Source organism: Halomonas sp. 113 (assembly GCF_904067645.1).
Classification (GTDB): Bacteria; Pseudomonadota; Gammaproteobacteria; order Pseudomonadales; family Halomonadaceae; genus Vreelandella; species Vreelandella titanicae.
Map to the genome: position 1 here is coordinate 3509877 of NZ_LR881453.1, position 21467 is coordinate 3531343.

Genomic DNA, 21467 nt, shown 5'->3' on the forward strand with positions numbered 1-21467 from the left:
TACGCCAGGACGTCAATTAGCCTTTCCATTGTGGCACCACGCTGGCTATGCTTCGGCTAATCAGTGTGCCGCAGGCTTGCGGATCGCCCACGGCGAAAGCGCGTGTTTAAACACAGGGAATTATCTATGCAGACCTTTCACTGCCGCTGTGGCAATCCGCTGTTCTACGAAAACACCCACTGCCTTGCCTGTCAGTCAGAAGTAGGCTGGTGCCCTGCTTGTAGCAATATCGTGGCCATTGAGCCCTTGGATAACGGCGGCTATCGCTGTACCCACCCGGGTTGCGATACAGCGCTAATGAAGTGCCACAACTACGCTGTTGAAAACGTATGTAATCGGCTGGTGGTGATGGAACACGGCCAAGCGGACACGCTCTGCGACTGCTGTCGTTACAACGAAGTAATACCCGACCTCAATATTGCAGGCCACCGTGAGCGTTGGGCGGCACTAGAGGCTGCTAAACGGCGCCTTTTTCATACTCTGGATCTACTTAAACTTCCCCACGGTACCAAAGACGACGACATTGCTGTGCCGTTAAGCTTCTCATTTATGGCTGATGCCCTCCCCGACCAGGGCTTATGGCGTTCCACCGCCAAGCCAGAGAAGGTGTATACCGGCCATGCAGCAGGGCATATCACCATCAACATCAAAGAAGCCGACGACGTTGAACGCGAGCGTTTGCGGGTCGACATGAACGAATCCCATCGCACATTAATTGGTCATTTCCGCCATGAAATCGGCCACTACTATTGGGATGTATTGGTTAAGGATCGCGATGAAGAAAATTGCCGTGCGGTATTTGGCAATCACCACCGGCCAACCTATGCCGAAGCGTTAGAGCGCTACTACCAGCAGGGGGCGCCCAGCGACTGGCCTAATCGCTTCATCTCTGCTTACGCCACCATGCACCCCTGGGAAGATTTTGCTGAAACATTTGCCTACTACTTGGATATAGTCGCCGTGCTGGATACCGCACTGCACATGGGCATTACCCCCGTTGAGTACGACGGCAGTCTGGAGAGCATGCTGATTGCCTTTCATCAGGTAGGGATGGCAGTGAATGAGCTCAACCGGGATATGGGCCTGCTCGATTTGGCCCCAGGAGTGCTTGCCCCAGCGGTGCGCGAGAAGCTGGCGTACCTGCATCGAATCGTGCAGGCCGCCAGCCCGCTAGAGCGCGACTCCCCCACTGGTTAGTCGTTATCGTTATCCCCTGCGTGGCTTTGACTCTGGCTCTGACTCTGGTTTTGGGTGACGCGGGGCACGCTGTCGTCATTCACAAAGTAGGTTGCGCTAAGAGTATCGTGGATAGCGGCAAAGCCGATCTGCAGTTCGTCGATAAACAGGTGCAGCTTGCTGGGTGAGTGGGCCAGCGCTTGAATATCGGCATCCACCACATCGGCGCGCACCAGTGAAACGGTCGCTGCCGGTCGATCCTGTCTTGGCAGTAGCGTCAGCTCATGGCCCAGCGTCTCCAAGCTGCAGGCAATGGAGCGTGGCAGATTAGGATCTTGCAGCAAAAAGCGCAGCACATCCGGGCCCCGAACGCGTAAGCGTACCTGCTGACGGTACATTTGGTAGGCGGTGAGCGATTTGAGTACGCTCATCCACTGCAGGTTTTCAAACGGCAGTAGCTCTTCAGGGTTTTGCGGCAGCAGGCTGGCAGAGCGCACATCCACGATGCGAGTAGTCATATCGGCCCGCTCTAACTGACGCCCCAGCTCAATAAAGGTACGCGCAGGGCCATGGCTTAACGTGCCTTCAATCAGGCCCGTCAACGCCTGGCAGCTACGGATGACGCTTTTGAGAAAGCTATCGCGACGGCGTGGACTAACACCGTTTTCGGCATGATCAGCCACGCTCAGATAGAGCTGGTTAACCTCTTCCCAAATCTCCCGGGGCACCACATCCCGAGTGGTTCTGAGGTTCTCACGGGCACTGGCAAGCGCAGAGATAATCGAAATATCATTGTCAGTATCAGCGCATAAAAAGTGCACCACATTGCGTTCATCAAAGTCTTTATGGCGTGCGGTAAAGGCTTCCAGACTGCCGGTCATTTCGATAAGGGGTGCCCAACCGAGCGGTAAGCGACCCGGCAAATCGAGCATAAGGTGGCTATTGACACTCAGCAAACGGGCAGTGTCTTCCGCACGTTCAATATAGCGCGCCATCCAGTAGAGGTTCTCTGCAACGCGTGACAGCATGGCGTTAGGCTCCTTTCACCGCGGCCGCTGCCGCCTTATCGTCGGTTTCTACAATCCAGGTGTCTTTACTGCCGCCACCTTGAGAAGAGTTCACCACCAACGAACCCTCTATCAATGCCACGCGGGTTAGTCCACCGGTGGTGACATGGATTTCTGGCCCCGAAAGAATGAAGGGGCGCAAATCCACATGGCGCGGCTGCGGTAATCCATTCGCCAGCGTAGGCGTGGTCGACAGTGCCAGGGTCGGTTGAGCCATATAGTTGCGCGGGTTCGCCTTAATCAAGCGGGCAAACTCTTCGCGGGTCTCTTTGGTTGAGCGTGGGCCAATGAGCATGCCGTAGCCCCCCGACTCATTGGCCGGTTTCACTACCAATTCATCCAGGTGGTCGAGTACATAGCGGCGATCGTCCTCGAACATACACAGGTAGCTGGGCACGTTGGGGATCAGCGGCTCTTGATCGAGGTAGTAGCGAATCAACGCGGGAACAAAGGCGTAAACGACCTTATCGTCCGCCACGCCGGCCCCCGGAGCATTGGCAAGTGCTACTTTCCCCGCCCGCCAGGCGCGCATTAGGCCCGCCACCCCCAGCATGGATTCCGGGTTAAATGCTTCCGGGTCGAGAAACTCATCGTCTACACGGCGGTAAATAACATCGACCCGGCGTAGCCCTTCCACGGTGCGCATGTACACCACATCATCGTCATCAACGAGTAGATCACTTCCCTGCACCAGCTCGACGCCCATTTGCTGGGCAAGATAGGCGTGCTCAAAATAGGCAGAGTTGTAGATCCCGGGGGTCAGTACCACTACCTGGGGGTCATCACCTGGCCTTGGCGACATCGCCGCCAGCATGTCGTAAAGCTGAGCCACATAGTCATCAACGGGCAAAATCTTGCCTGAGGCGAACAGCTCCGGCAGTACCCGCTTGGTGACATTGCGGTTTTCCAGCATGTAGGAGACACCGGAAGGAATGCGTAAGTTATCCTCCAGCACGTAGAGCGTCCCGTCGCCATCGCGCACCAGGTCAGAGCCACATACATGAGCCCATACACCGTGAGGAGGGTTAATGCCAACACACTGGGGGCGGAAATTAACCGATTGTGCCAGCACCTCGGCGGGCAGTACTTTGTCCTTAATGACTTTTTGATCATGGTAAAGGTCATCGATAAATAGATTCAGCGCCTGCACGCGCTGCTTAAGGCCTGCCTCGGTTTTACGCCACTCACTGGCGGGAATGATTCGCGGCACAATATCAAAGGGCCAGGCACGGTCAATCATCGCGCCTTCAGAGTAGACGGTGAAGGTAATCCCCATGGTACGAATAGCGATCTCCGCCGCAGTTTTTCGCTCCGCTAACTCCTCGGCACTAAACCTTGCCAACATGTTGCACAATTCACCCGCTGACTCGCGTGGCTGACCGGGAGCGGCCATCAGCTCATCGTAGTAATCACGACACGCATAGTTATTCCAATTCACTTGGCTCATGGGCGCTCTCCTGGCGCGGGGGTGGAAGCGGCAACTTCCTCAATGCTCAGTGTAGGCCTGCCGCGTGCAAAACAATCAAACAAATGAGAGCAAAATGCGTACCATCTTTTGCGATATTTCAACGTTCACTTACTTAAACGCCGCTTGACAGAGAGCACGAGGAAATTAAAACGCCTTTACGCCCTATCTTGGTGCGCGCAAGTGGCATCAAGTTGGTGCATAACGCGATTTCCACTTTAGTTAAACGTCTTAGTTAAGATAGCGGCTGCAAAAAAGTAAAAGTGGAACGATACTTGCGAAACGTTCGGTTATTCCTTAACCCAACCGACCAGCCGGTTAATAACGGTTCTTTTGAGGGTGGCTCATGACCATTCGCGTTGCCTTGTATCATCGTACGGCTTACCACTTTGACCGCCCGGTGCGTCTTTCGCCCCATGTTATTCGGCTGCGCCCGGCGCCCCATTGCCGCACTCACATTGAGTCGTACTCGCTCAAACTCTCCGGCGATGACCACTTTTTAAACTGGCAACAGGATCCGTTTGGCAACTTCAATGCCCGTGTGGTGTTCCCTGAACCGCGCAAAGAGTTAACCATTGCCGTCGAGCTAATCGCTCCGATGACGGTGATCAACCCGTTCGATTTCTTTTTGGACGATATTGCGCAAACGATTCCCTTTGCTTACCCAGAAGCGCTGCGCCAAGAACTAAGCCCTTATCTTGAAATAACCGAGTCAGGGCCGCGGCTGATGGAGTGGCTCAAAGCCGTTCCCCGCGAACCGACTACCACCGTCGATTTTCTGGTTGCGCTTAATCAGCGACTCCAGGATGAAATCGGCTACCTAGTACGCCTGGAGCCCGGTGTTCAGAGCTGCGAAGAGACGCTGACACTCGCCAGCGGCTCCTGCCGCGACAGTGCCTGGCTGCTGGTGCAAATTTTCCGCCATCTGGGCCTCGCCGCTCGTTTTGTGTCCGGCTATCTCATTCAGCTCAAGTCAGATGTTAAAGCGCTGGACGGTCCGAGCGGCAGCGAGGTGGACTTCACCGACCTGCACGCCTGGACCGAAGTCTTCCTGCCCGGCGCCGGCTGGGTAGGCCTTGACCCCACCTCAGGTCTATTCGCTGGCGAAGGACACATTCCCCTCGCCGCCACTCCGACGACGGGTAGCGCCGCGGCCATCACCGGATTTTCGGATAAGTGTGAAGTCACCTTTGATGTGACCATGGAGGTCGAGCGCATCCATGAAGACCCACGGGTCACCAAGCCCTATAGCGATGAACAGTGGCAGCGTATCTGCACGCTGGGCGACCAAGTGGACGCTGAACTCTTACAGCAGGACGTTCGCCTTACTATGGGGGGCGAACCCACGTTTGTATCCGTCGATGATATGGAGAGCCCTCAGTGGAATACCGAAGCGTTAGGTGAGCACAAGCGCGAGCGCGCCGAGGCACTGCTAACCCGGCTGCAAGCCGCCTATGCGCCCGGCAGCGCTATTCAGCAACAGCAGGGCAAATGGTACCCCGGTGAACCGTTACCGCGCTGGGCGCTGGCCTGCTATTGGCGGAAAGATGGCGTGCCGCTATGGCGAGATCCAAAATGGCTAGCTTGTATGGAAGGCGCCCCCAAGGTAGCCGTGGATGACACCACTGCCCAACGCTTTACCAAAGCACTTAGCGAACGCCTGGGCGTGGCTGAGCGCTACTGGATTCCGGCGTTTGAGGATGCCTACTACTACCTCTGGAAAGAGCAGTCGCTGCCCGTCAATGTGGATCCGCGGGAAGCCAATCTCAAAGATGACGCCGAACGCCACCGTTTAGCTCGTTTGTTAGAGCAAGGCTTGGACGAAGTGGTGGGCTACGCCCTGCCGCTGCGCCACTCGATCAGCCAAGCTCACCGCTGGGAGAGCGGCCGCTGGCCGCTCAAGCGCGACCACTTATTCCTGGTGCCCGGTGACTCGCCCATGGGCCTACGCTTACCGCTTTCAGCGCTGCCCTGGGCCGACCCAGAGGAGCAGCCACAGCCTGAATCGCTGTTCGCCCCCCGGCCTGAACTGGGCGATATTCACGGCGAAGTCGCCCGCCGCAACGCCGAACAGCTGCATATCAGCGATGCCGAACGCCTGGGTCGCTCAAGCCACCCTAGCCCATCGCATCCGGAAGGCGAAGCCGTTCAACAGCAGCCACGGGCAAACATCGACCGGGAAAGTAGCGTCATTCACACCAGTCTATGTGTGGAACCGCGGGATGGCCGCCTGCATATTTTCCTGCCGCCGCTGACCAGCTTAGAGCACTACCTTGACCTACTGAGTACCGTTGAGGAGTGCGCCAAGGAACTCGCTTGCCCGGTCATGGTAGAGGGTTACTCACCGCCGAGAGACCCGCGCCTGGAAAACTTTATGATCACCCCTGACCCCGGCGTGATCGAAGTCAATATTATGCCCGCGGCCAGTTGGCAAACCCTGGTAGCACAAACCGAACGGCTATATGAAGAAGCGCGAAAAACCCGCCTGGGCACCGAGAAATTTATGCTGGATGGGCGCCATACCGGCACCGGCGGTGGTAACCATGTCACCCTGGGCGGGTTGACGCCTGACGACTCACCGTTTTTGCGTCGTCCGGATCTGCTGGCCAGTTTAGTCACCTACTGGCAGCACCACCCGAGTCTCTCTTACCTGTTTTCGGGTCTGTTTATTGGCCCCACCAGCCAAGCCCCGCGGGTGGATGAAGCTCGCCATGAAGCCCTCTATGAGCTGGAAATCGCCCTTCAACAAATGCCCGAAGGGGAAGTGGTACAGCCCTGGCTGGTCGATCGCTTATTGCGCCACCTGCTCACCGACTTAACCGGCAATACTCACCGCGCCGAGTTCTGTATCGACAAGCTCTATTCGCCGGATAGCGACAGCGGTCGCCTTGGCTTACTGGAACTACGCGGCTTTGAGATGCCACCCCATGCCCGCATGGGGCTGATGCAGATGCTGCTGATCCGCGCACTGGTAGCCCGCTGCTGGAAAACGCCCTACCGAGCCAAACCGGTGCGCTGGGGCAGCGCCTTGCAGGATCGCTGGATGCTTCCCCACTACCTCTGGAGCGACCTTGACGACGTGCTGGGTGACTTGCGCCACCACGGCTTCGATTTTGACCTGGAGTGGTTTGCCCCCTTCCTGGAGTTTCGCTTCCCGCTGCACGGATGCTTGCACACCTCCATGCTGGATATTGAGCTGCGCCAAGCCATCGAACCCTGGCATGTATTGGGCGAAGAGGCCTCAGCTGGCGGCACTGCCCGCTATGTGGATTCTTCGGTGGAGCGTTTGGAAGTCAAAGTCAGCGGCATGAGTGGTGACCGCTATGTGGTGACCTGCAACGGCCGCCGGGTACCCCTTTCAGCTACCGGCAGAAACGGTGAAGCCGTGGCTGGGGTGCGTTACCGCGCCTGGCAGCCGCCCTCAGCGCTGCATCCGCAAATTCCCATTCACGCGCCGCTGGTGTTTGATGTGATCGACACCTGGAACCAGCGCTCAGTCGCGGGCTGTACTTACTACGTAGTGCACCCCACAGGGCGTAATTTCGATACCTTCCCGGTCAATGCGTTTGAAGCCGAAGCGCGAAGACTGGGGCGTTTTAGTGACAGCGGCCATCGTCATGGCCATCAGGTTCCCAAGCTGGAAACCCCCAGCCTGGAACTGCCGCAGACCCTCGACCTGCGCTGGACGCCTAGCTAATGCTTTTCTCGTAGCGACTAGTGCAGGATAATCCGCCTCCTACTGCTTAGGATTACAAGGATAATGACGGCCCCTGTCTCTCCCTCACTTCTCGCGCCCGTGACTAACGGGCTCGTTGAGGATTACTTACACCAGCTAGGCAAGGGACAGCCCGGCACGTTCGACGCCATGCTCGATGGCCAGGGGCAGTTACGCCCTGGCTGGCAGAGCTTACTCGGCTCATTGGAGGGCCTGGGCCCGACGGGTCGTCACCAGCAGCATGACGAAATTCAGCGCCTACTGGCTGAAAACGGCGTAATTTTCAATATGCATGATGAAACCCAGGGGCGTTCGTGGCGGCTCGACCCGCTACCCTGGGTGATTGATGAACCACAGTGGCAAGCATTAGAAGCGGGGCTAATCCAGCGCAGTCGTCTGCTGAGCGCCCTCTACGACGATATCTATGGGCCCAAAACGCTCTTTGAGGCGGGGCTACTCCCCACCCAAGAGCTGCTTGCCTCAGCGCATTTATTACTGCCCTGCCACCAGTCGCTGCCCAATGACCGCGCGCCGATTATTTTCCACGGTGTGGATGTGATTCAGGATACTCAGGGCCAGTGGCGGGTGATGGCAGACCGCCTACAGGCGCCATCCGGTACTGGGCTTGCGCTCGAAAACCGTATACTGATGGCCCGCGCCCTGCCGGATATGTATCGCAATGCGCCCTTAAAGCGGCTAGCGGGGTTTCTTGACCTACACCACCGCACGCTGATCGCCATGGCCTATCAGCATCGCGATAACCCCACGCTTATCTTATTAACGCCGGGGCCGGGGAGCCCACGCTATTTTGAGCACGCCTATTTAGCCAATTACCTCAATATTGCACTGGTAGAAGGCCAGGATTTAGTCGTACGCGATACCCAAGTATGGCTGCGCACCCTGGGCGGTCTACAGCCAGTCGATGTGATACTGCGCCACTGCGACGACGCTTACTGCGACCCGCTGGAACTGCGCGGCGATTCGCAGCTGGGCGTACCCGGGCTACTCCAGGCCATGCGCTCAGGCGGCGTGGCGCTATCTAACGCCTTGGGGGTGGGCATTTTGGAAGCCCCGGTGTTAGCAGACTACTTACCGATGCTGTGTGAGCACCTGCTCGGTGAGCCCCTGCTATTGCCTAACGTCGATGCCACTACGCAGCCAGCCACCGCACCGGTTTTCGATAGCCACCTACAGCGTCTGGAACCCACCACGCTCAACCTACGCTGCTTTGTAACACGCACCCCCAATGCCACTGCCAAAAGCAGCACTGCTGCTAAAAATAGTGCGGCTGGCGAGTACCAAGTAATGCCCGGTGGTTTAGCTTGGGTTGGCGAACCTGGCTTGCCATCACTAAGCAGCACCATCGTTAAAGATGTCTGGGTTACGGCAGCCTCTCCTCAGCCCCATGTCAGCCAGCTCCGCCAGGCCCGCGGCCCGGTGGTGGCCACCCGTGACGGCACCGACCTACCCAGCCGAGTAGCCGAAAGCCTGTTTTGGTTAGGCCGCTACGGCGAGCGCTTAGACACCCGCGCGCGACTTCTGCGTGAAGCGCTAATGAGGCTAATGGAGTACGACCAGGATGAGATCGCCGATCAGCTGCTCGATGAACTTCTGCTGGCACTGGATATCACCACGCTAAACGAAGAGGACCAACAGCGACTACAGGCACCTTTGATTGGTTTTGATCTAAAGCGCGCCGCGTTACTGGCGCAGTTTGATGACGTGGATCCCCAGGCCTTACAGCCACTGTTTGCCCAACTAATGCGCAACGCACGCAGCGTGCGCGACCATTTAGGCGACGACTCCTGGCGGGTGGTGCACCAGCTGCGTCAGCGCATGGCCACCTTCAACCCAAGCTTGGGGGCCAGCGCGGCACGGCGCGCTTGCGAGGGGCTGTCTGCTCAGCTAGCCGCCTTCTTCGGGCTGTGTAACGAAACCATGCCTCATCACTACGGCTGGCGGTTTATGGATATCGGCCGCTTCCTGGATCGCGTGCTGGGACTGCTCTCGCTGCTCAAGCTCACCCTCAATGCGCCGCACTCGCCGGGGCTGGCGTTGTGGGAAGTCGTGCTCGCCACCACCGATAACTTTACCGCCTATCGCCGCCGCTACCGCAGTGAGCTTCACCCTGCGGCGATTCTCGATCTACTGCTGTTCGATGAAACCAATCCTCGCTCGGTGGGCTATATGCTCAAGCGCATTGAACGACAGATGGATCGCCTGCCGGGCAGCTCATCGCCCTACCGTAACGCCGAACGGCGGCTATTAATTCAGGCCAATGCGGCACTGCACCTGGCCGACATTGATCGCTTAAGTCATCTAGCCGATACACCGGAGGCACAGGATGCCTTAGAGCAACTGCTGGATGCTTTAATTGACCCCTTAAGCGCGCTTTCTGAAGCCATCAGTCAGAGTCATTTCAGCCACGTGGAGCGGCCACGCCAGTTAGTCAGCATGGAGCCTGATGCATGAACTACACGCTGCGCCATACCACCCGCTACCACTACAGCGCCCCCGTGACGCTGTGCCATAGTGAAGCTCGGGTGCTACCACGTAAAACGCCGCATCAGCACTGTGGTGCCTCGGAACTGCAGATCAGCCCCACGCCACAGGTACAGATGGAGCGCCGCGATGTATTCGGCAATCGAGTGCTCTATTTCGCCATGGAGGAAGTTCATCAAACCTTGGATGTCACGGTGGTAACGCAGTTGAGTACACACCCCTTAGCAGCGCTACCCACCACCTCAACGACGTGGGAACAAGTCGCTCAGCAGCTTAGCCAGAACAACAGTTTTGACATTCAACTTTACCGCCTCGACTCACCGTTTATTCGCCGTAATGATGAGCTGGCCACCTTTGCCCACAGCTGCTTTACCCCAGGCAGGCCAATAGTCGAGGCGACTCTCGCGCTCAATGAACTGATTCATCAAACCTTCGAGTACGACCCCAGCTTTACCACACTTGCAACGCCGCTAAGCGAAGTACTCGCCAACCGGCGGGGTGTCTGCCAGGATTTTGCTCATCTCGCGATTGGTGCATTGCGTTCGGTAGGTCTTGCTGCGCGCTATGTCAGTGGCTATTTGGAAACCCAGCCCCCGCCCGGGCAGCCACGCCTGATCGGCGCAGATGCTTCCCATGCATGGTTGGCGACCTGGATTCCCGAATGGGGGTGGCTGGCCCTAGACCCCACCAATGGCACCGTGGCCAGTGAACAGCACCCTGTACTGGCCTGGGGGCGAGATTACGCCGACGTAGCCCCGCTAAAAGGCGTCATGAACGGGGGCGGCGAACACCGCCTGGAAGTCGAAGTGGATGTCATGCCACTGGTGGGCTGATGCAAACCAACTCCACCTAAGGTATAACAGCTACATAGTTGGCTTGTTCAAGGAAGACTCGATGCAGCAAGGGGATGGGGATGGAAAAAACGTCGGGCATGCGCCTCTCTGGGCATCCCAGATCCTGCTTCTGGGCTGTTTTCTGGTCTTGCTATCGGGTGCCGTCGAACAGTTTTACAAGCCACATTTCACCGAGCTGCAACAGACCGATGAAAGCCTGAAAAGTCTTTCGAGTCACTACGCTTTCGCGCCACTCCCCACCAAGCTACGAATAAGAAACGCTGCCACCAAGCGGCAGGTAGATAAAGAGCTTTTGAAGGCCATCGAATGGTCAGCCGACGATCCCCCTCCCGTTAGCTTTTTCGCCTCGCTGCATTCAGCTATCTCCCACCAGGCAATTCTTGGCCGTGTCGTTTCAAACGACACCAGCGGCTGTGCCCTCCTTCTTCCCCCCGGTCGGGCACCGCCTATCCTCGCAAAGAGCTAACTACGTAGTTGTTCAGTTATTCATTAGTGGCACCGCTTTAGAGACACGCTGCCATTCAAACTATCAGTACCTTTTTAGAAGGGTTCTCCGTTTATGTTTCCCGTTGACAAGCTCATTTTACTTGCTGCCATTTTGATATTGGTGGGCATTGTATCGAGCAAATTATCTGCCCGCCTTGGCTTACCTGTCCTGGTTCTGTTCTTGGTCATTGGCATGCTGGCCGGTGAGAGTGGTATTGGAGGGATCGCCTTCGACAACCCAGCGGGGGCACATGCCCTAGGCACGCTGGCGCTGGCAATGATCCTCTTTGACGGCGGGCTTCAAACGCCTACCTCATCGATTCGAAAAGTCTGGAAACCCGCCTCCCTGCTCGCCACTTTCGGGGTGTTGATCACGGCTCTAATCACCGGCGTGGCAGCCGCCTACATTCTCGACTTACCGCTGCTGGAAGGCCTGCTACTAGGGGCTATCGTGGGCTCCACAGATGCCGCAGCGGTATTTTCGCTGTTAAGAAACGCCGGCATACATATCAATAAAAAACTGAAATCCACGCTAGAGATCGAAAGCGCCTCAAACGACCCGATGGCTATTTTCCTTACCGTCGGGTTGCTGGAAGTGCTGGTCAATGGCATGAAACCAGGCACGGGGCTGCTTGAGCTTTTCGTCATGCAGATGGGCGTAGGGGGCCTGGTAGGGCTTGGCGTAGGATGGGCATCGGTCAAGATCATTAACCGCATCCATCTGGTGGCCTCGGGCCTTTACCCGGTAATGGTGGCCGCGTGTGGCTTCCTTTCCTTTGGTATCTCAGCCAACGCAGGGGGGAGCGGATTCCTGGCCATTTTCCTGACCGGGGTGTTCATTGGCAACCACCGTATCGCCTTTCAGCGCAGCACATTCCTGTTTCATGATGGGCTCGCCTGGCTAAGCCAGATCGTGATGTTCGTGGTATTGGGGCTGCTGATAAACCCGGTGTCTCTGCTGGATGTATGGCTGGAAGGGCTGGTGATTGCTGCGGTACTGATTTTGGTTGCCCGGCCAATCGCCATGTTGCCGGTCATGAAACTGTTCGGCTTCAATGCCCGTGAAGCCAGTTTAGTGGCCTGGGTAGGCCTACGTGGCTCCGTCCCTATTATCCTGGCTATTTTTCCGCTGATGTTTGGGCTGGAGGGTGCAGAATTAATCTTCAATGTGGTGTTTTTCGTGGTGCTGATCTCGGCAACCATCCAGGGCACCACTCTGCCAGTGGTGGCCCGCAAGCTGGGATTGACTGAAAAACCGCCAGCGGTACCGGCGGCCAGCCTTGAGATTACCGCGCTGGAAGAGGTAGATGCCGATATTGTGGAGTACACCCTGAGCGACCATCCACGCGCAGCGGGTCGGCGGCTTTCACAAATGGCACTACCCGATACGACGGTCGTAGCGATGATTACCCGGGGTAAGGACGTAATTCCCCCGCGAGGCTCGACAGAGCTAATGGCTGGCGATCACCTGTTCGTGGTGCTGCGTCCCGAGACGAGGCCGTTTATCGACTGTGTCTTTTCAGATGCGGTGGGCGTGGTCAGTGACGAGCTGCCCGATCAGGAGCTAAAGCTCAAGGGCAGTACAAGGATAGACGATTTACGCCACTCGTATGGCGTGTTGATCGAAGGAGAGGATGGCCAGACGACTCTCGATGCACTGCTGCGCAATACACTCTCCAGCCAACCGGAGATAGGCGACTCACTTCAGCTCGATGGCATCATGCTGGCGGTACTGGCGACACTCGGTGGCCGTATTACCACGGTTGGCTTGACGGTGCAGGACAAGCCTGACCAATAAGCGTCTTATCCATACTTAGCCTCGCAAGAGGCTAAGTACCAGTGTTCAAGTCGAGGCCGTCTCGTAAGCGGCCTTGAGACGATAGAACTCTTCTACAATAGCGGCCATTTCATCGGCGTCATAGTCACAAAGGCCGCTCACTACGAGCTTTTTGGAACCCACCCCTACGGCCTCCCCGGCGGACTCAATAGAGAACTCCAGCAGTGCATCGGCGCGTTTACCGTGAACCTCCAGCGAAGAGTGATTCAGCGTCAAGCCCGGTGCAAAACCATCCAAACGCTCGAGTGAAAACCCCATGCTATCGTAGATCACCAGTGGACGTTTGGGGTTAAACATGACCCCGTGCTCTTCCATCAGCGGTTTGAGATAGTGCGGAAAGTTTTTGCCTGAAAACGCGACATAGCAACGCGCAAAGGCTTCCACCACCGCAGGATCGTGGGTAATGTCACCACTACGCACCACCTGTAAGTAACATTTGCCGCTCTCATCACAGACGTGAAGTGCACCGTTGTCTGCTTCGCTAAACTTAAGCGGCGTATCAGCGCCCACCATGTTGGTGAAGCGAAATTCCATTTGCCGCGACAACCCAAACTTTGTGAGTATCAGTACAAACAGTAGATCACCGGGCACACAAAAACGGCGTGCATCCGGGTTATGAATAGGGTTGTAGTCACCCGCCACGCCTTTGGCGAAGCGACTGGCCTGCTCTGCGGAGATCACTACATACTCTCCGCGCTGCGCGTAAAAATCCTTGAACATGGCGTTTGTTGCCTGCCTAGCGTTGAAATCGAAAACCCGTCACTGCCCAACGCCGCGCATAATGCCATAAAACACGTCCCAACAGGAGTTATCTGCTAGGGAAGCCACTATGTCAGACGCGAACACTCGTAAAAATCGCCTACCTCGCCTGCTGCGAAGGGCGTTGGTTGGCCTACTGTTTATCCTCTTTACCTGGGTGGCGGGCAGCTATTGGCTGCTTAACAGCCAGTGGCTGCCCGAGCGCATTTCACAATTCGAGGGCATCGACATCCGCTGGGAGCAAGGCGTTAGCCGCCACCCAGGCCGCTGGGAAGTAGAGGGACTCTATCTCGCTCGTGAAGATGAAGCACTGCCCATCTCAATTGAAGCCGAACGCGCCACCCTTTCGCTCTCGCTAATGGCTCTATTACGCGGCGAACTGCATATCGACACACTCGATGCCGAGGGTATTCGCCGCCTGACCGTTGGTGACATCGCGCTTGAAGCTGACGGCCAGCTGCAGGTAACGGAGACCACGCTAAGTCGCGACACCCTAGCGATTCCTAACGTTTCCCTCGCCATTACCAATGGTCGTTTAGTTCGCTTGAGTGATCAAGAGACCTTAGTGCGTGATATTAACCTTAACGCTGATGCAACGCTCAATTCGATAACTCCTGTCGACGCTACCAGCGGCGAGCTGAACCCCAACCTACTAGCAGCGCTCTCAGCGCAGCTTCAGTTGGATGCCCAGGCGGATGCCTGGAATGTCTTTATGCCCTACCTAGGCACCCTGCCCTGGCTAACCATTGAAGGGCGCGGGGCGCTAACTGGAGCACTGGAGCTCACCGCAGGAGAATTACAGCCCAGCAGCAAGCTTATACTGAACGCGCCCCTGCTACGCTTAGCGATTGATGAGCAACGTTTACATGCGCCGACTGACTCGCCGCGCTGGATACTGGCGGATACCCCTCCGCCTCGCCACACGGCTACGGGTGAAGGCCAAGTGCGTTTGTCGGTTGAGAACGATCAACTGCATTTTTCAACGCAGCTGGCCGATGTTGAGCTAGCCGACACGCACCCTTACGCAGAGCATACCGAGCTACGCCTTGCGACCCAAATTCCTAATCAGCGACTGGATCAACTCGACCTTCCCACCTCAGCGACACTCGCCTTGCAAGGCGATATCACCCGCCTGGATATGCTGGATCGATATCTTTCGCCCGGTATAGGAGAACGGGGTTCTGAAGGAGAGAGTTCTGAAGGACAGGATTCTGAACGTGAGAACTCTGAACTGGAAGGCATCAGTCTTTCCGGCCATGGGCAAATTGAGGCCTCTGCCAGCATTCGCCAATCGCGCCTTTTTGATGCCCAACTAAGTATTCAAGCAACTGAGTTGATGGCAGATACGCGTGGCTTCATTGCCCGAGGTGGCGGCTCACTAGATGCCCAGCTAACGCCACAAGAAATTATCGAAGCAACGCTTAACTTTGCCGACGCCACGCTGCACCACCAGGAGCGTCTGCTGCTTGACGATGCCGCTATCAACGTCTCGGCATCGAGCCCAGCTGATCCAGAAAAGGCCCGTGAAGAAGCATCCGCGACATTGAGCTGGCAATCCGCGCAACTGCCTAATATCAGCGTTTTACAAACCTACTTAGGCGCCATTTTACCTGACCCCGCGCCACTGCAGTTGCTTAGCGGGAAAGCCGCAAGCCACGGCCAGCTCACCATGGCGTCAAAACAGCTCAGCGGAGAGGTACATTTAGCCGGAAACGGGCTTACCACACGCTGGCAACATGGCGAACAAGTCGGCACGTTAACCAGTGATATGCAGCTTTTCCTGCCTATTCAGCAGGCAGCAATGGATGGCTCAACGCTGAACATCAGCGGCACCCGGTTGAGCTGGCAAGTGGCCGATATCGACCAACCGAGCGAACGCTTAGAGAGCATATTGGTGCTAAATGATGGTCGCTTTCAACGCAGAGGTGACGTACCAAGCGGGCAGTTTTCACTCGAGGGAAGCGTGCAACGGCTAGGCTTTTTAAATGCGTTTTTGCCTGACGCCCACGGTTTAGCCATCGCGGGTGAAGGACAACTCTTTTCTCAGGGCGCCTTTCGCGATAACCGCTTGCTGGCACCCACTCGGCTGCGGGCCAACGCCGACCAGTTAGAAGTCACGTTTTTAGATTATCTCGCCACCGGACGGGGCGAGCTCACCGCCCAGTTGGATAGCACCGAGCGGGCCCAGCTCTCGCTTGGCATCCCCCGCTTTGCCTTGAGTCGCCAAGGCGATGATAGCCCGCACCTGGAAGGACGCCACTTTGCTCTCACCACGCAAACCGAGCGTTTTAGCGATGTGCTTGAATCTCCCCAGCCCGAGCACTTCACCACGCGCATCGCGCTGCCGATTACCGAGGTGCCCGACTTCACCCGTTACAACCGCTACCTGCCCGAAGGCGCGGGGGTTAGGTTGCTGGATGGGCAAGCCAGCCTGGAAAGCGAATGGCTGTTGGAAGGATTAAACGCACAGGGCGAACTAACCCTGCGCGCCTTTGGCGCAGAGTTAGCACTGTTGGATCAGCAGCTTCGCGGCGACGTTCATCTCGACTTACACCTAACCGACGGCGACCTGGAAACGCATCGTTTTAACGCAGATGACTCATTCTTACGCTTGGAGAACGTTAGCCGACAAAGTGAAAATGGCTCTGCCGATGCCGGTTGGTGGGTAACGCTTTCCATGTTGGATGCGCAATTGGCGTGGGAAGATCCTATTCGTCTCGTCAGCCAGCTCCGCCTTGAGATGCGCGATACCGGTTTACTCGCCCGGCTATTTCTCGCACGCGCAAGGGATAGCGACTGGTTAGGGCGACTGCTCAATGTGCACGACATCGAGGGCACGGTGCAGCTAGAGATCAGCGGCAAGCAGATCAGCCTTAGCGACTTGACGCTCGCTGGTGGCCCGCTGCTGCTGCTTTCCGATGTCGCTCTGGCAGACCGAAGCGCAAACGGCGCGCTCTATGCCCACCTTGGCGTGATTGGATTAGGAGTTGAACTTGAGGACAGCGAACCAACCTTGCACGTTATTCAACCCCGCCGCTGGTTTGACCGCTGGCGTGAGATGAACCGTTCCCTAAGCCCTAATAATTAGCCTCTAATGATTAGCCCTTAGCGTTTTTTGCGCTCACGGCGAATCATCCTCACCCGCTCTTTAGCCTTTTGCGGTGTAGAGAGCGGTGCTGCCGCCTCATCATGGGTTTTCGGTGGCACCGTGACCCAGGCAAACACCGGCAGCGCCAAGTGCCAATGGATCGCCGCCAAACGCAGCCCGAGGGTGACGCTTAGTGAGGCGCCAATCGCCATGGTTAGCGGCGCCTCCAGGGCATGCAGCGCCACGTAAACGATTCCCCCAGCCATCGCTGCCGTCGCATAAATTTCTTCGCGAAGCACCATGGGCACTCGCTGGGCCAATACATCACGTATCATGCCGCCTGCTACGCCGGTCATCATGCCCATCAAGACAGCTACCGTTCCAGACGTGCCCAGCAACAGTGCTTTATGAGTCCCAATCACAGTAAACAGTGCCAAGCCAAACGCATCAGCGATCGGTAAAAAGCCCCGCGACAGGCGGTGGATATAGTGGAAGCCCATCAACGACACACCTACGGTGGCTAAAATCACCCACAGGTAGGTTGGATCCGTCACCCAGAACACCGGCCTTACACCGAGCACTAAATCACGCAGCGTGCCTCCACCAATGCCAGTCACCGCTGCCAGCACCAGCATACCTATAGGATCCATGCGCGACCGGCACGCCAAAATCACGCCCGAAAGCGCGAACACGATGACACCCGCCATATCCAGCCAATAGACCACGCCCGACAACACGCCCTTCTCCTTTTTTATGCTCGCTATCTTTAAAGGCAGGCAGGATAGCACCCTTCAGAGGATATGCTCGCACCCAAAAACACGCTTGCGACCTAAGCAAGATAAGTTCACATAATTAGGTTACGCTGACCGAATTGTCATTAACACTTGCATTCACGACGGAGTAACACTGCTATGGACTGGAGCCCGGCTTATAGCTGGTTGGTACTCGCCTTACTATTAAGTTTGGCAGAGCTGACTTCTGGCGCGATGGTGCTGCTAGCGCTGGGTATTGCCGCTGCGCTAACAGCGGCCGTTACAGCGCTAGGATTAGCGCTTCCTTGGCAACTGCTTGGCATGGCTATTTTTACCGGGGTACTGCTGCCAATATGCATTATGGTCATTCGCCCGCGCTTCTCCCCCCGCGGCGTTGCTTATGGCACAACAGGCACAGGTGTGGAAAAAGGTAATCGCTACACTACTCTACGCCGGGATTTTGATGATGCCACGGGCATTAAAGTCAACGGCGATTTCTACCGCCTGCGCGTACTTGAAAGCGGTGAAACCGAGCTACCCAGCGGTACGCTGGTCATATTTAAACGATTTGAAGGCACCACTGCGCTAGTCGCATTACATCAGCCTGAAGACACAGCCTTTCAAGATGACAATTCCCAACGCAAGGAGCCTTAACCATGGATCTACCTATAAGCCCCGGCTTATTAATAAGCCTCATTATTGTCGTGATCGCAGTACTGATCATCTCTAAAGGCCTAATTATTATTCGCCAATCGGAAGTAATGGTGGTTGAGCGCCTAGGTTCTTTTCACCGCGTTTTAGAAAGCGGCATTAACATTATCATTCCATTTATCGAACAACCCCGCGCGATCACCATGCTGCGCTATCGCAAAATGGGTGAGGACTATACCGCTATCACCACCGACGAAACCCGCATTGACCGCCGCGAAACGGTGATGGATTTCCCCGGTCAACCGGTCGTCACCACCGATAACGTCACCGTGCGTATCAACGGCGCGCTCTACTACCAAATCATCGACCCCAAGCGGGCCGTCTATGAGGTAGAGAATATGAGCCAGGCCGTCGAAGTACTGGCCAAAACCACGCTACGTTCAGTGGTCGGTAAAATGGAACTGGATAAACTGTTTGAATCCCGTGCGGAAGTGAATAATGAGATTCAGGCCGCGATGGAAGAGCCTGCGTCTAAATGGGGGGTCAAAATCTCCCGCGTCGAGGTGCAGGACATCGCTATGCCGGAAGAGGTGGAAACTGCAATGCGCCTGCAAATGGCCGCCGAACGTAAGCGCCGTGCCACCGTCACCGAGGCCGAGGGGGAGAAATCAGCGGCGATTGCAATGGCCCAGGGGCAACGTGAATCCTCGATCCTCAACGCTCAAGGTGACAAAGAGTCGGCCATTCTACGTGCCCAGGGTGAGCAGGAGTCTATTAAACTGGTGCTTAGTGCCATTGGCGATAGTGAAGAGAATAAGCGCACCGTAGTGGGCTACCTGCTGGGCCAGAGCTATATCAAGGTACTACCCAATATGGCGAAGAATGGTGAGCGAGTATTCGTACCCTACGAGTCCTCTGCTCTGCTTGGCTCAATGGGCATGTTCCGCGAAATGGCCGGCTCACCAGAAGATACAGTCGCAAACCACCTTAAAAGCCGTAATCACAGTGATTTTCGCAGTGGGCTGGTAGGCGGAGCCGCTAGCGGTAACTAAAAGCGTACTTGAGTATTTATATGCTTTGCAAAGCCTGGCCCGAGTAGCCAGGCTTTTGGGTTAAGTGCAGGAAGCTAACCGCTAGCAACCGTTGAAGAAAACATCACCTACGTAAGGTTCATATTCGTTAAACTCTACGCTTAATGCTCAGCCTCACTTTTATTGTGCACGTAGCGTCGTTAATGATGGCCCCTATGTAGCACTTATTAATAGCAAGATCGCGACCAAGAGATTAGGACGTTCACCATGCCGCCTAGTGGGTTCGCCATTCGCCGAAGCACTCTACTGCTCTTAACGCTTGCGTTACTGTTGGCATATTCAGGCTACCTACTAGCTGATACCTCTCCCAAACCGCTCCATAATTGGGAGTATCGCTGGGGCGACTCTCCTTACGATGCCGATAGCCATCCTCAATGGCTGCAAAGCGACTCGACAGAGTGGCAGTCGATTGACTCCCCTTCGAACCCACCTGGCCGCAACGGGCACGAACACCTCTGGTTACGTACGACAGTGCCCACCGGTGATTGGAACGATCCAGTACTTTTTATCACCAGTATCAATTTGATTGGGCAAGTTTATCTAGACGATGAACTGATCTATCAATATGGTGAATTTGACGAACAGGGAAAAGGCGATTTTGCGGGCTGGCCCTGGCACATGATAGACCTACCAGAAAATGCCGCCGGTCAGACGCTTACCTTTCGCTTTTACTCTTACTACACCAGTATTGGCTTATGGGGCCAAGTCCAGGTAATGGAACGCATTGAGGTTTTAAAGCAAATTATCCATGAATCTGCTCAGGATCTCGGTGTGAGTGCTTTGGTATTGGTGCTCGCTATCCTGGCCACCATTTTCGCGTTAATTGGCCCTGAACGTCGCGGTTTCGGGTCTATTGCGTTGTTTGCCTACGCATCAGGGCTAATGCTCCTTGCGGAGACTCCAGCACGCCAATTCATTGCCGATAATCCATTAGCCTGGGACACACTCCGAGCGGGTAGCTACTACACTTTGCCGGTGGCACTGGGGCTGTTGCTCAGCTACTGGTTGGAAGGCACTGCAAAGCGCTGGATAACGCACTTGTGGGTTATCCATTTAATATACCTAGTGTTTGCAATTGGTTTGGTTCAATTGGGAATGATGAGCCTTTCCTTAACCTTTCCCATTTTTGATGTCATGCTGGCCTTAACGCTCCCGGTAATGCTGGCGCTTGCGCTCATGCGCTTTCAAAAACTCACCCTGGAACAACGTCTCCTGGTAGTGAGTTTTACTTTTTTTGCCCCGCTGCTACTCGCCGATATGGCGGTCGCCCACGGTATTGTGGGCTGGCGCAGTGTGCCCTTGAGCTACGGCACACTGGCTTTTTCTTTAGCGAACGCGGCTATTTTTCTGTGGCACTATCGGCATACACAGCAACAACTTGCCATGGCCAATGAGACTCTAGAGCAGCAGGTGGCGGCGCGAACCGCCGACCTCGACCGGTTAGTTCAAGAACTGGAAGGGCTCTCACGCAAAGACCCATTAACAGGCTTGCACAACCGTCGCCATTTCGACACGGCATTCGAGCACCATTGCCAGCGAGCTAAGCAGCATGACAGTCAACTCTCCGTGCTAATGCTGGATGTGGATCACTTCAAACAGATTAACGATGATTTTGGTCATGACGCAGGAGATGCCGTGCTGGTCGAAATCGCCCTGTTATTGCGGCACCACTTAAGAGATTTGGATGTGATCTGTCGCTTTGGGGGCGAAGAATTTGTTGCCTTGCTACCTGCTACCTCCCGAATCGCTGCCGAGACGCGCGCAAAGGCGCTGTTAACATCCATTGCTCATCAGGCATTTATTCATCAAGGCTCTTCTCTGCGGAAAATCACGCTTTCCTGCGGTGTCGCAACATATCCTGATCACACTCAAGACCCTAAGAAATTGCTGCGCCTTGCCGATGAAGCGCTTTATCAAGCCAAGCACAGCGGCCGTAACCGCTGTGTAGTATGGGAAGAGACACTTGAAGAGCAGGGATTTATGCTCGGTAGGCAACAGCCGCAATAACCACTCATGGTATTGGT

General features: G+C 55.9%; 14 protein-coding genes. 10 read left to right on the forward strand and 4 right to left on the reverse strand.

The features are described from left to right. Nucleotides 1-126: 126 nt before the first annotated feature. Nucleotides 127-1197 carry a zinc-binding metallopeptidase family protein gene (locus YERSI8AC_RS16640; RefSeq protein ID WP_159177106.1) on the forward strand — a complete coding sequence of 357 codons (1071 nt, stop codon included), beginning with the start codon at nucleotides 127-129 and terminating at the stop codon, nucleotides 1195-1197. On the opposite strand, the gene YERSI8AC_RS16645 is transcribed toward YERSI8AC_RS16640, so the two are convergent. After that, the gene (locus YERSI8AC_RS16645) at nucleotides 1194-2204 is read right to left on the reverse strand and encodes an alpha-E domain-containing protein (RefSeq protein ID WP_009288212.1); all 1011 of its coding nucleotides are present in this window, start codon (nucleotides 2202-2204) and stop codon (nucleotides 1194-1196) included. The two genes, YERSI8AC_RS16640 and YERSI8AC_RS16645, sit on opposite strands and share 4 nt — an antisense overlap. Before the next feature lie 4 nt (nucleotides 2205-2208). Continuing rightward, nucleotides 2209-3690: a circularly permuted type 2 ATP-grasp protein gene (locus YERSI8AC_RS16650; RefSeq protein ID WP_009288211.1), complete on the reverse strand. Its 1482-nt coding sequence runs from the start codon at nucleotides 3688-3690 to the stop codon at nucleotides 2209-2211. 364 nt (nucleotides 3691-4054) lie between these two features. Between YERSI8AC_RS16650 and YERSI8AC_RS16655 the strand changes: the two genes are divergently transcribed. The 5 genes from YERSI8AC_RS16655 (at nucleotide 4055) to YERSI8AC_RS16675 (ending at nucleotide 13063) form a co-directional block, all read left to right on the forward strand. Continuing rightward, nucleotides 4055-7405 carry a transglutaminase family protein gene (locus YERSI8AC_RS16655; protein WP_159177107.1) on the forward strand — a complete coding sequence of 1117 codons (3351 nt, stop codon included), beginning with the start codon at nucleotides 4055-4057 and terminating at the stop codon, nucleotides 7403-7405. A gap of 63 nt (nucleotides 7406-7468) precedes the next feature. Beyond that, the gene (locus YERSI8AC_RS16660; protein WP_159177108.1) at nucleotides 7469-9895 is read left to right on the forward strand and encodes a circularly permuted type 2 ATP-grasp protein; all 2427 of its coding nucleotides are present in this window, start codon (nucleotides 7469-7471) and stop codon (nucleotides 9893-9895) included. After that, entirely contained in the window at nucleotides 9892-10758 is an 867-nt protein-coding gene (locus YERSI8AC_RS16665) for a transglutaminase family protein (protein WP_022522531.1), read from the forward strand. The genes YERSI8AC_RS16660 and YERSI8AC_RS16665 overlap by 4 nt, the downstream gene beginning before the upstream one ends. 61 nt (nucleotides 10759-10819) lie before the next feature. Further along, entirely contained in the window at nucleotides 10820-11245 is a 426-nt protein-coding gene (locus YERSI8AC_RS16670) for a hypothetical protein (RefSeq protein WP_159177109.1), read from the forward strand. A 93-nt stretch (nucleotides 11246-11338) separates the two neighbouring features. Next, the gene (locus YERSI8AC_RS16675) at nucleotides 11339-13063 is read left to right on the forward strand and encodes a potassium/proton antiporter (RefSeq protein ID WP_159177110.1); all 1725 of its coding nucleotides are present in this window, start codon (nucleotides 11339-11341) and stop codon (nucleotides 13061-13063) included. Nucleotides 13064-13108: 45 nt separating this feature from the next. Here YERSI8AC_RS16675 and YERSI8AC_RS16680 read toward each other — a convergent pair whose 3' ends face one another. Next, nucleotides 13109-13822 (reverse strand): DUF3581 family protein, encoded by a 714-nt coding sequence (locus YERSI8AC_RS16680; protein WP_009288206.1) that lies wholly within the window; start codon nucleotides 13820-13822, stop codon nucleotides 13109-13111. 109 nt (nucleotides 13823-13931) lie between these two features. On the opposite strand from YERSI8AC_RS16680, the gene YERSI8AC_RS16685 reads away from it, so the two are divergent. Next, nucleotides 13932-16949, forward strand: a complete 3018-nt coding sequence (locus YERSI8AC_RS16685) for a hypothetical protein (RefSeq protein ID WP_159177111.1) — start codon at nucleotides 13932-13934, stop codon at nucleotides 16947-16949. Between the two features lie 17 nt (nucleotides 16950-16966). Here the strand turns inward: YERSI8AC_RS16685 and YERSI8AC_RS16690 are convergent, their stop codons facing one another. After that, nucleotides 16967-17683 (reverse strand): trimeric intracellular cation channel family protein, encoded by a 717-nt coding sequence (locus YERSI8AC_RS16690; RefSeq protein WP_082116921.1) that lies wholly within the window; start codon nucleotides 17681-17683, stop codon nucleotides 16967-16969. 177 nt (nucleotides 17684-17860) lie between these two features. On the opposite strand from YERSI8AC_RS16690, the gene YERSI8AC_RS16695 reads away from it, so the two are divergent. The 3 genes from YERSI8AC_RS16695 (at nucleotide 17861) to YERSI8AC_RS16705 (ending at nucleotide 21450) form a co-directional block, all read left to right on the forward strand. Then, on the forward strand, nucleotides 17861-18355 hold the full coding sequence (locus YERSI8AC_RS16695) for a nodulation efficiency, NfeD-like protein (protein ID WP_159177112.1): 495 nt from the start codon (nucleotides 17861-17863) through the stop codon (nucleotides 18353-18355). Nucleotides 18356-18357: 2 nt separating this feature from the next. Continuing rightward, a complete protein-coding gene (locus YERSI8AC_RS16700; protein ID WP_009288202.1) occupies nucleotides 18358-19404 on the forward strand; it encodes an SPFH domain-containing protein in 1047 nt (348 codons plus the stop codon). Nucleotides 19405-19650: 246 nt separating this feature from the next. After that, nucleotides 19651-21450, forward strand: a complete 1800-nt coding sequence (locus tag YERSI8AC_RS16705) for a GGDEF domain-containing protein (protein ID WP_159177113.1) — start codon at nucleotides 19651-19653, stop codon at nucleotides 21448-21450. Nucleotides 21451-21467: the final 17 nt, after the last annotated feature.

Coding starts and splice junctions, on each gene's coding strand:
- YERSI8AC_RS16640 (WP_159177106.1), top strand. CDS start 127: ATGCAGACCTTTCACTGCCGCTGTGGCAATCCGCTGTTCTACGAAAAC.
- YERSI8AC_RS16645 (WP_009288212.1), bottom strand. CDS start 2,204: ATGCTGTCACGCGTTGCAGAGAACCTCTACTGGATGGCGCGCTATATT.
- YERSI8AC_RS16650 (WP_009288211.1), bottom strand. CDS start 3,690: ATGAGCCAAGTGAATTGGAATAACTATGCGTGTCGTGATTACTACGAT.
- YERSI8AC_RS16655 (WP_159177107.1), top strand. CDS start 4,055: ATGACCATTCGCGTTGCCTTGTATCATCGTACGGCTTACCACTTTGAC.
- YERSI8AC_RS16660 (WP_159177108.1), top strand. CDS start 7,469: ATGACGGCCCCTGTCTCTCCCTCACTTCTCGCGCCCGTGACTAACGGG.
- YERSI8AC_RS16665 (WP_022522531.1), top strand. CDS start 9,892: ATGAACTACACGCTGCGCCATACCACCCGCTACCACTACAGCGCCCCC.
- YERSI8AC_RS16670 (WP_159177109.1), top strand. CDS start 10,820: ATGCAGCAAGGGGATGGGGATGGAAAAAACGTCGGGCATGCGCCTCTC.
- YERSI8AC_RS16675 (WP_159177110.1), top strand. CDS start 11,339: ATGTTTCCCGTTGACAAGCTCATTTTACTTGCTGCCATTTTGATATTG.
- YERSI8AC_RS16680 (WP_009288206.1), bottom strand. CDS start 13,822: ATGTTCAAGGATTTTTACGCGCAGCGCGGAGAGTATGTAGTGATCTCC.
- YERSI8AC_RS16685 (WP_159177111.1), top strand. CDS start 13,932: ATGTCAGACGCGAACACTCGTAAAAATCGCCTACCTCGCCTGCTGCGA.
- YERSI8AC_RS16695 (WP_159177112.1), top strand. CDS start 17,861: ATGGACTGGAGCCCGGCTTATAGCTGGTTGGTACTCGCCTTACTATTA.
- YERSI8AC_RS16700 (WP_009288202.1), top strand. CDS start 18,358: ATGGATCTACCTATAAGCCCCGGCTTATTAATAAGCCTCATTATTGTC.
- YERSI8AC_RS16705 (WP_159177113.1), top strand. CDS start 19,651: ATGCCGCCTAGTGGGTTCGCCATTCGCCGAAGCACTCTACTGCTCTTA.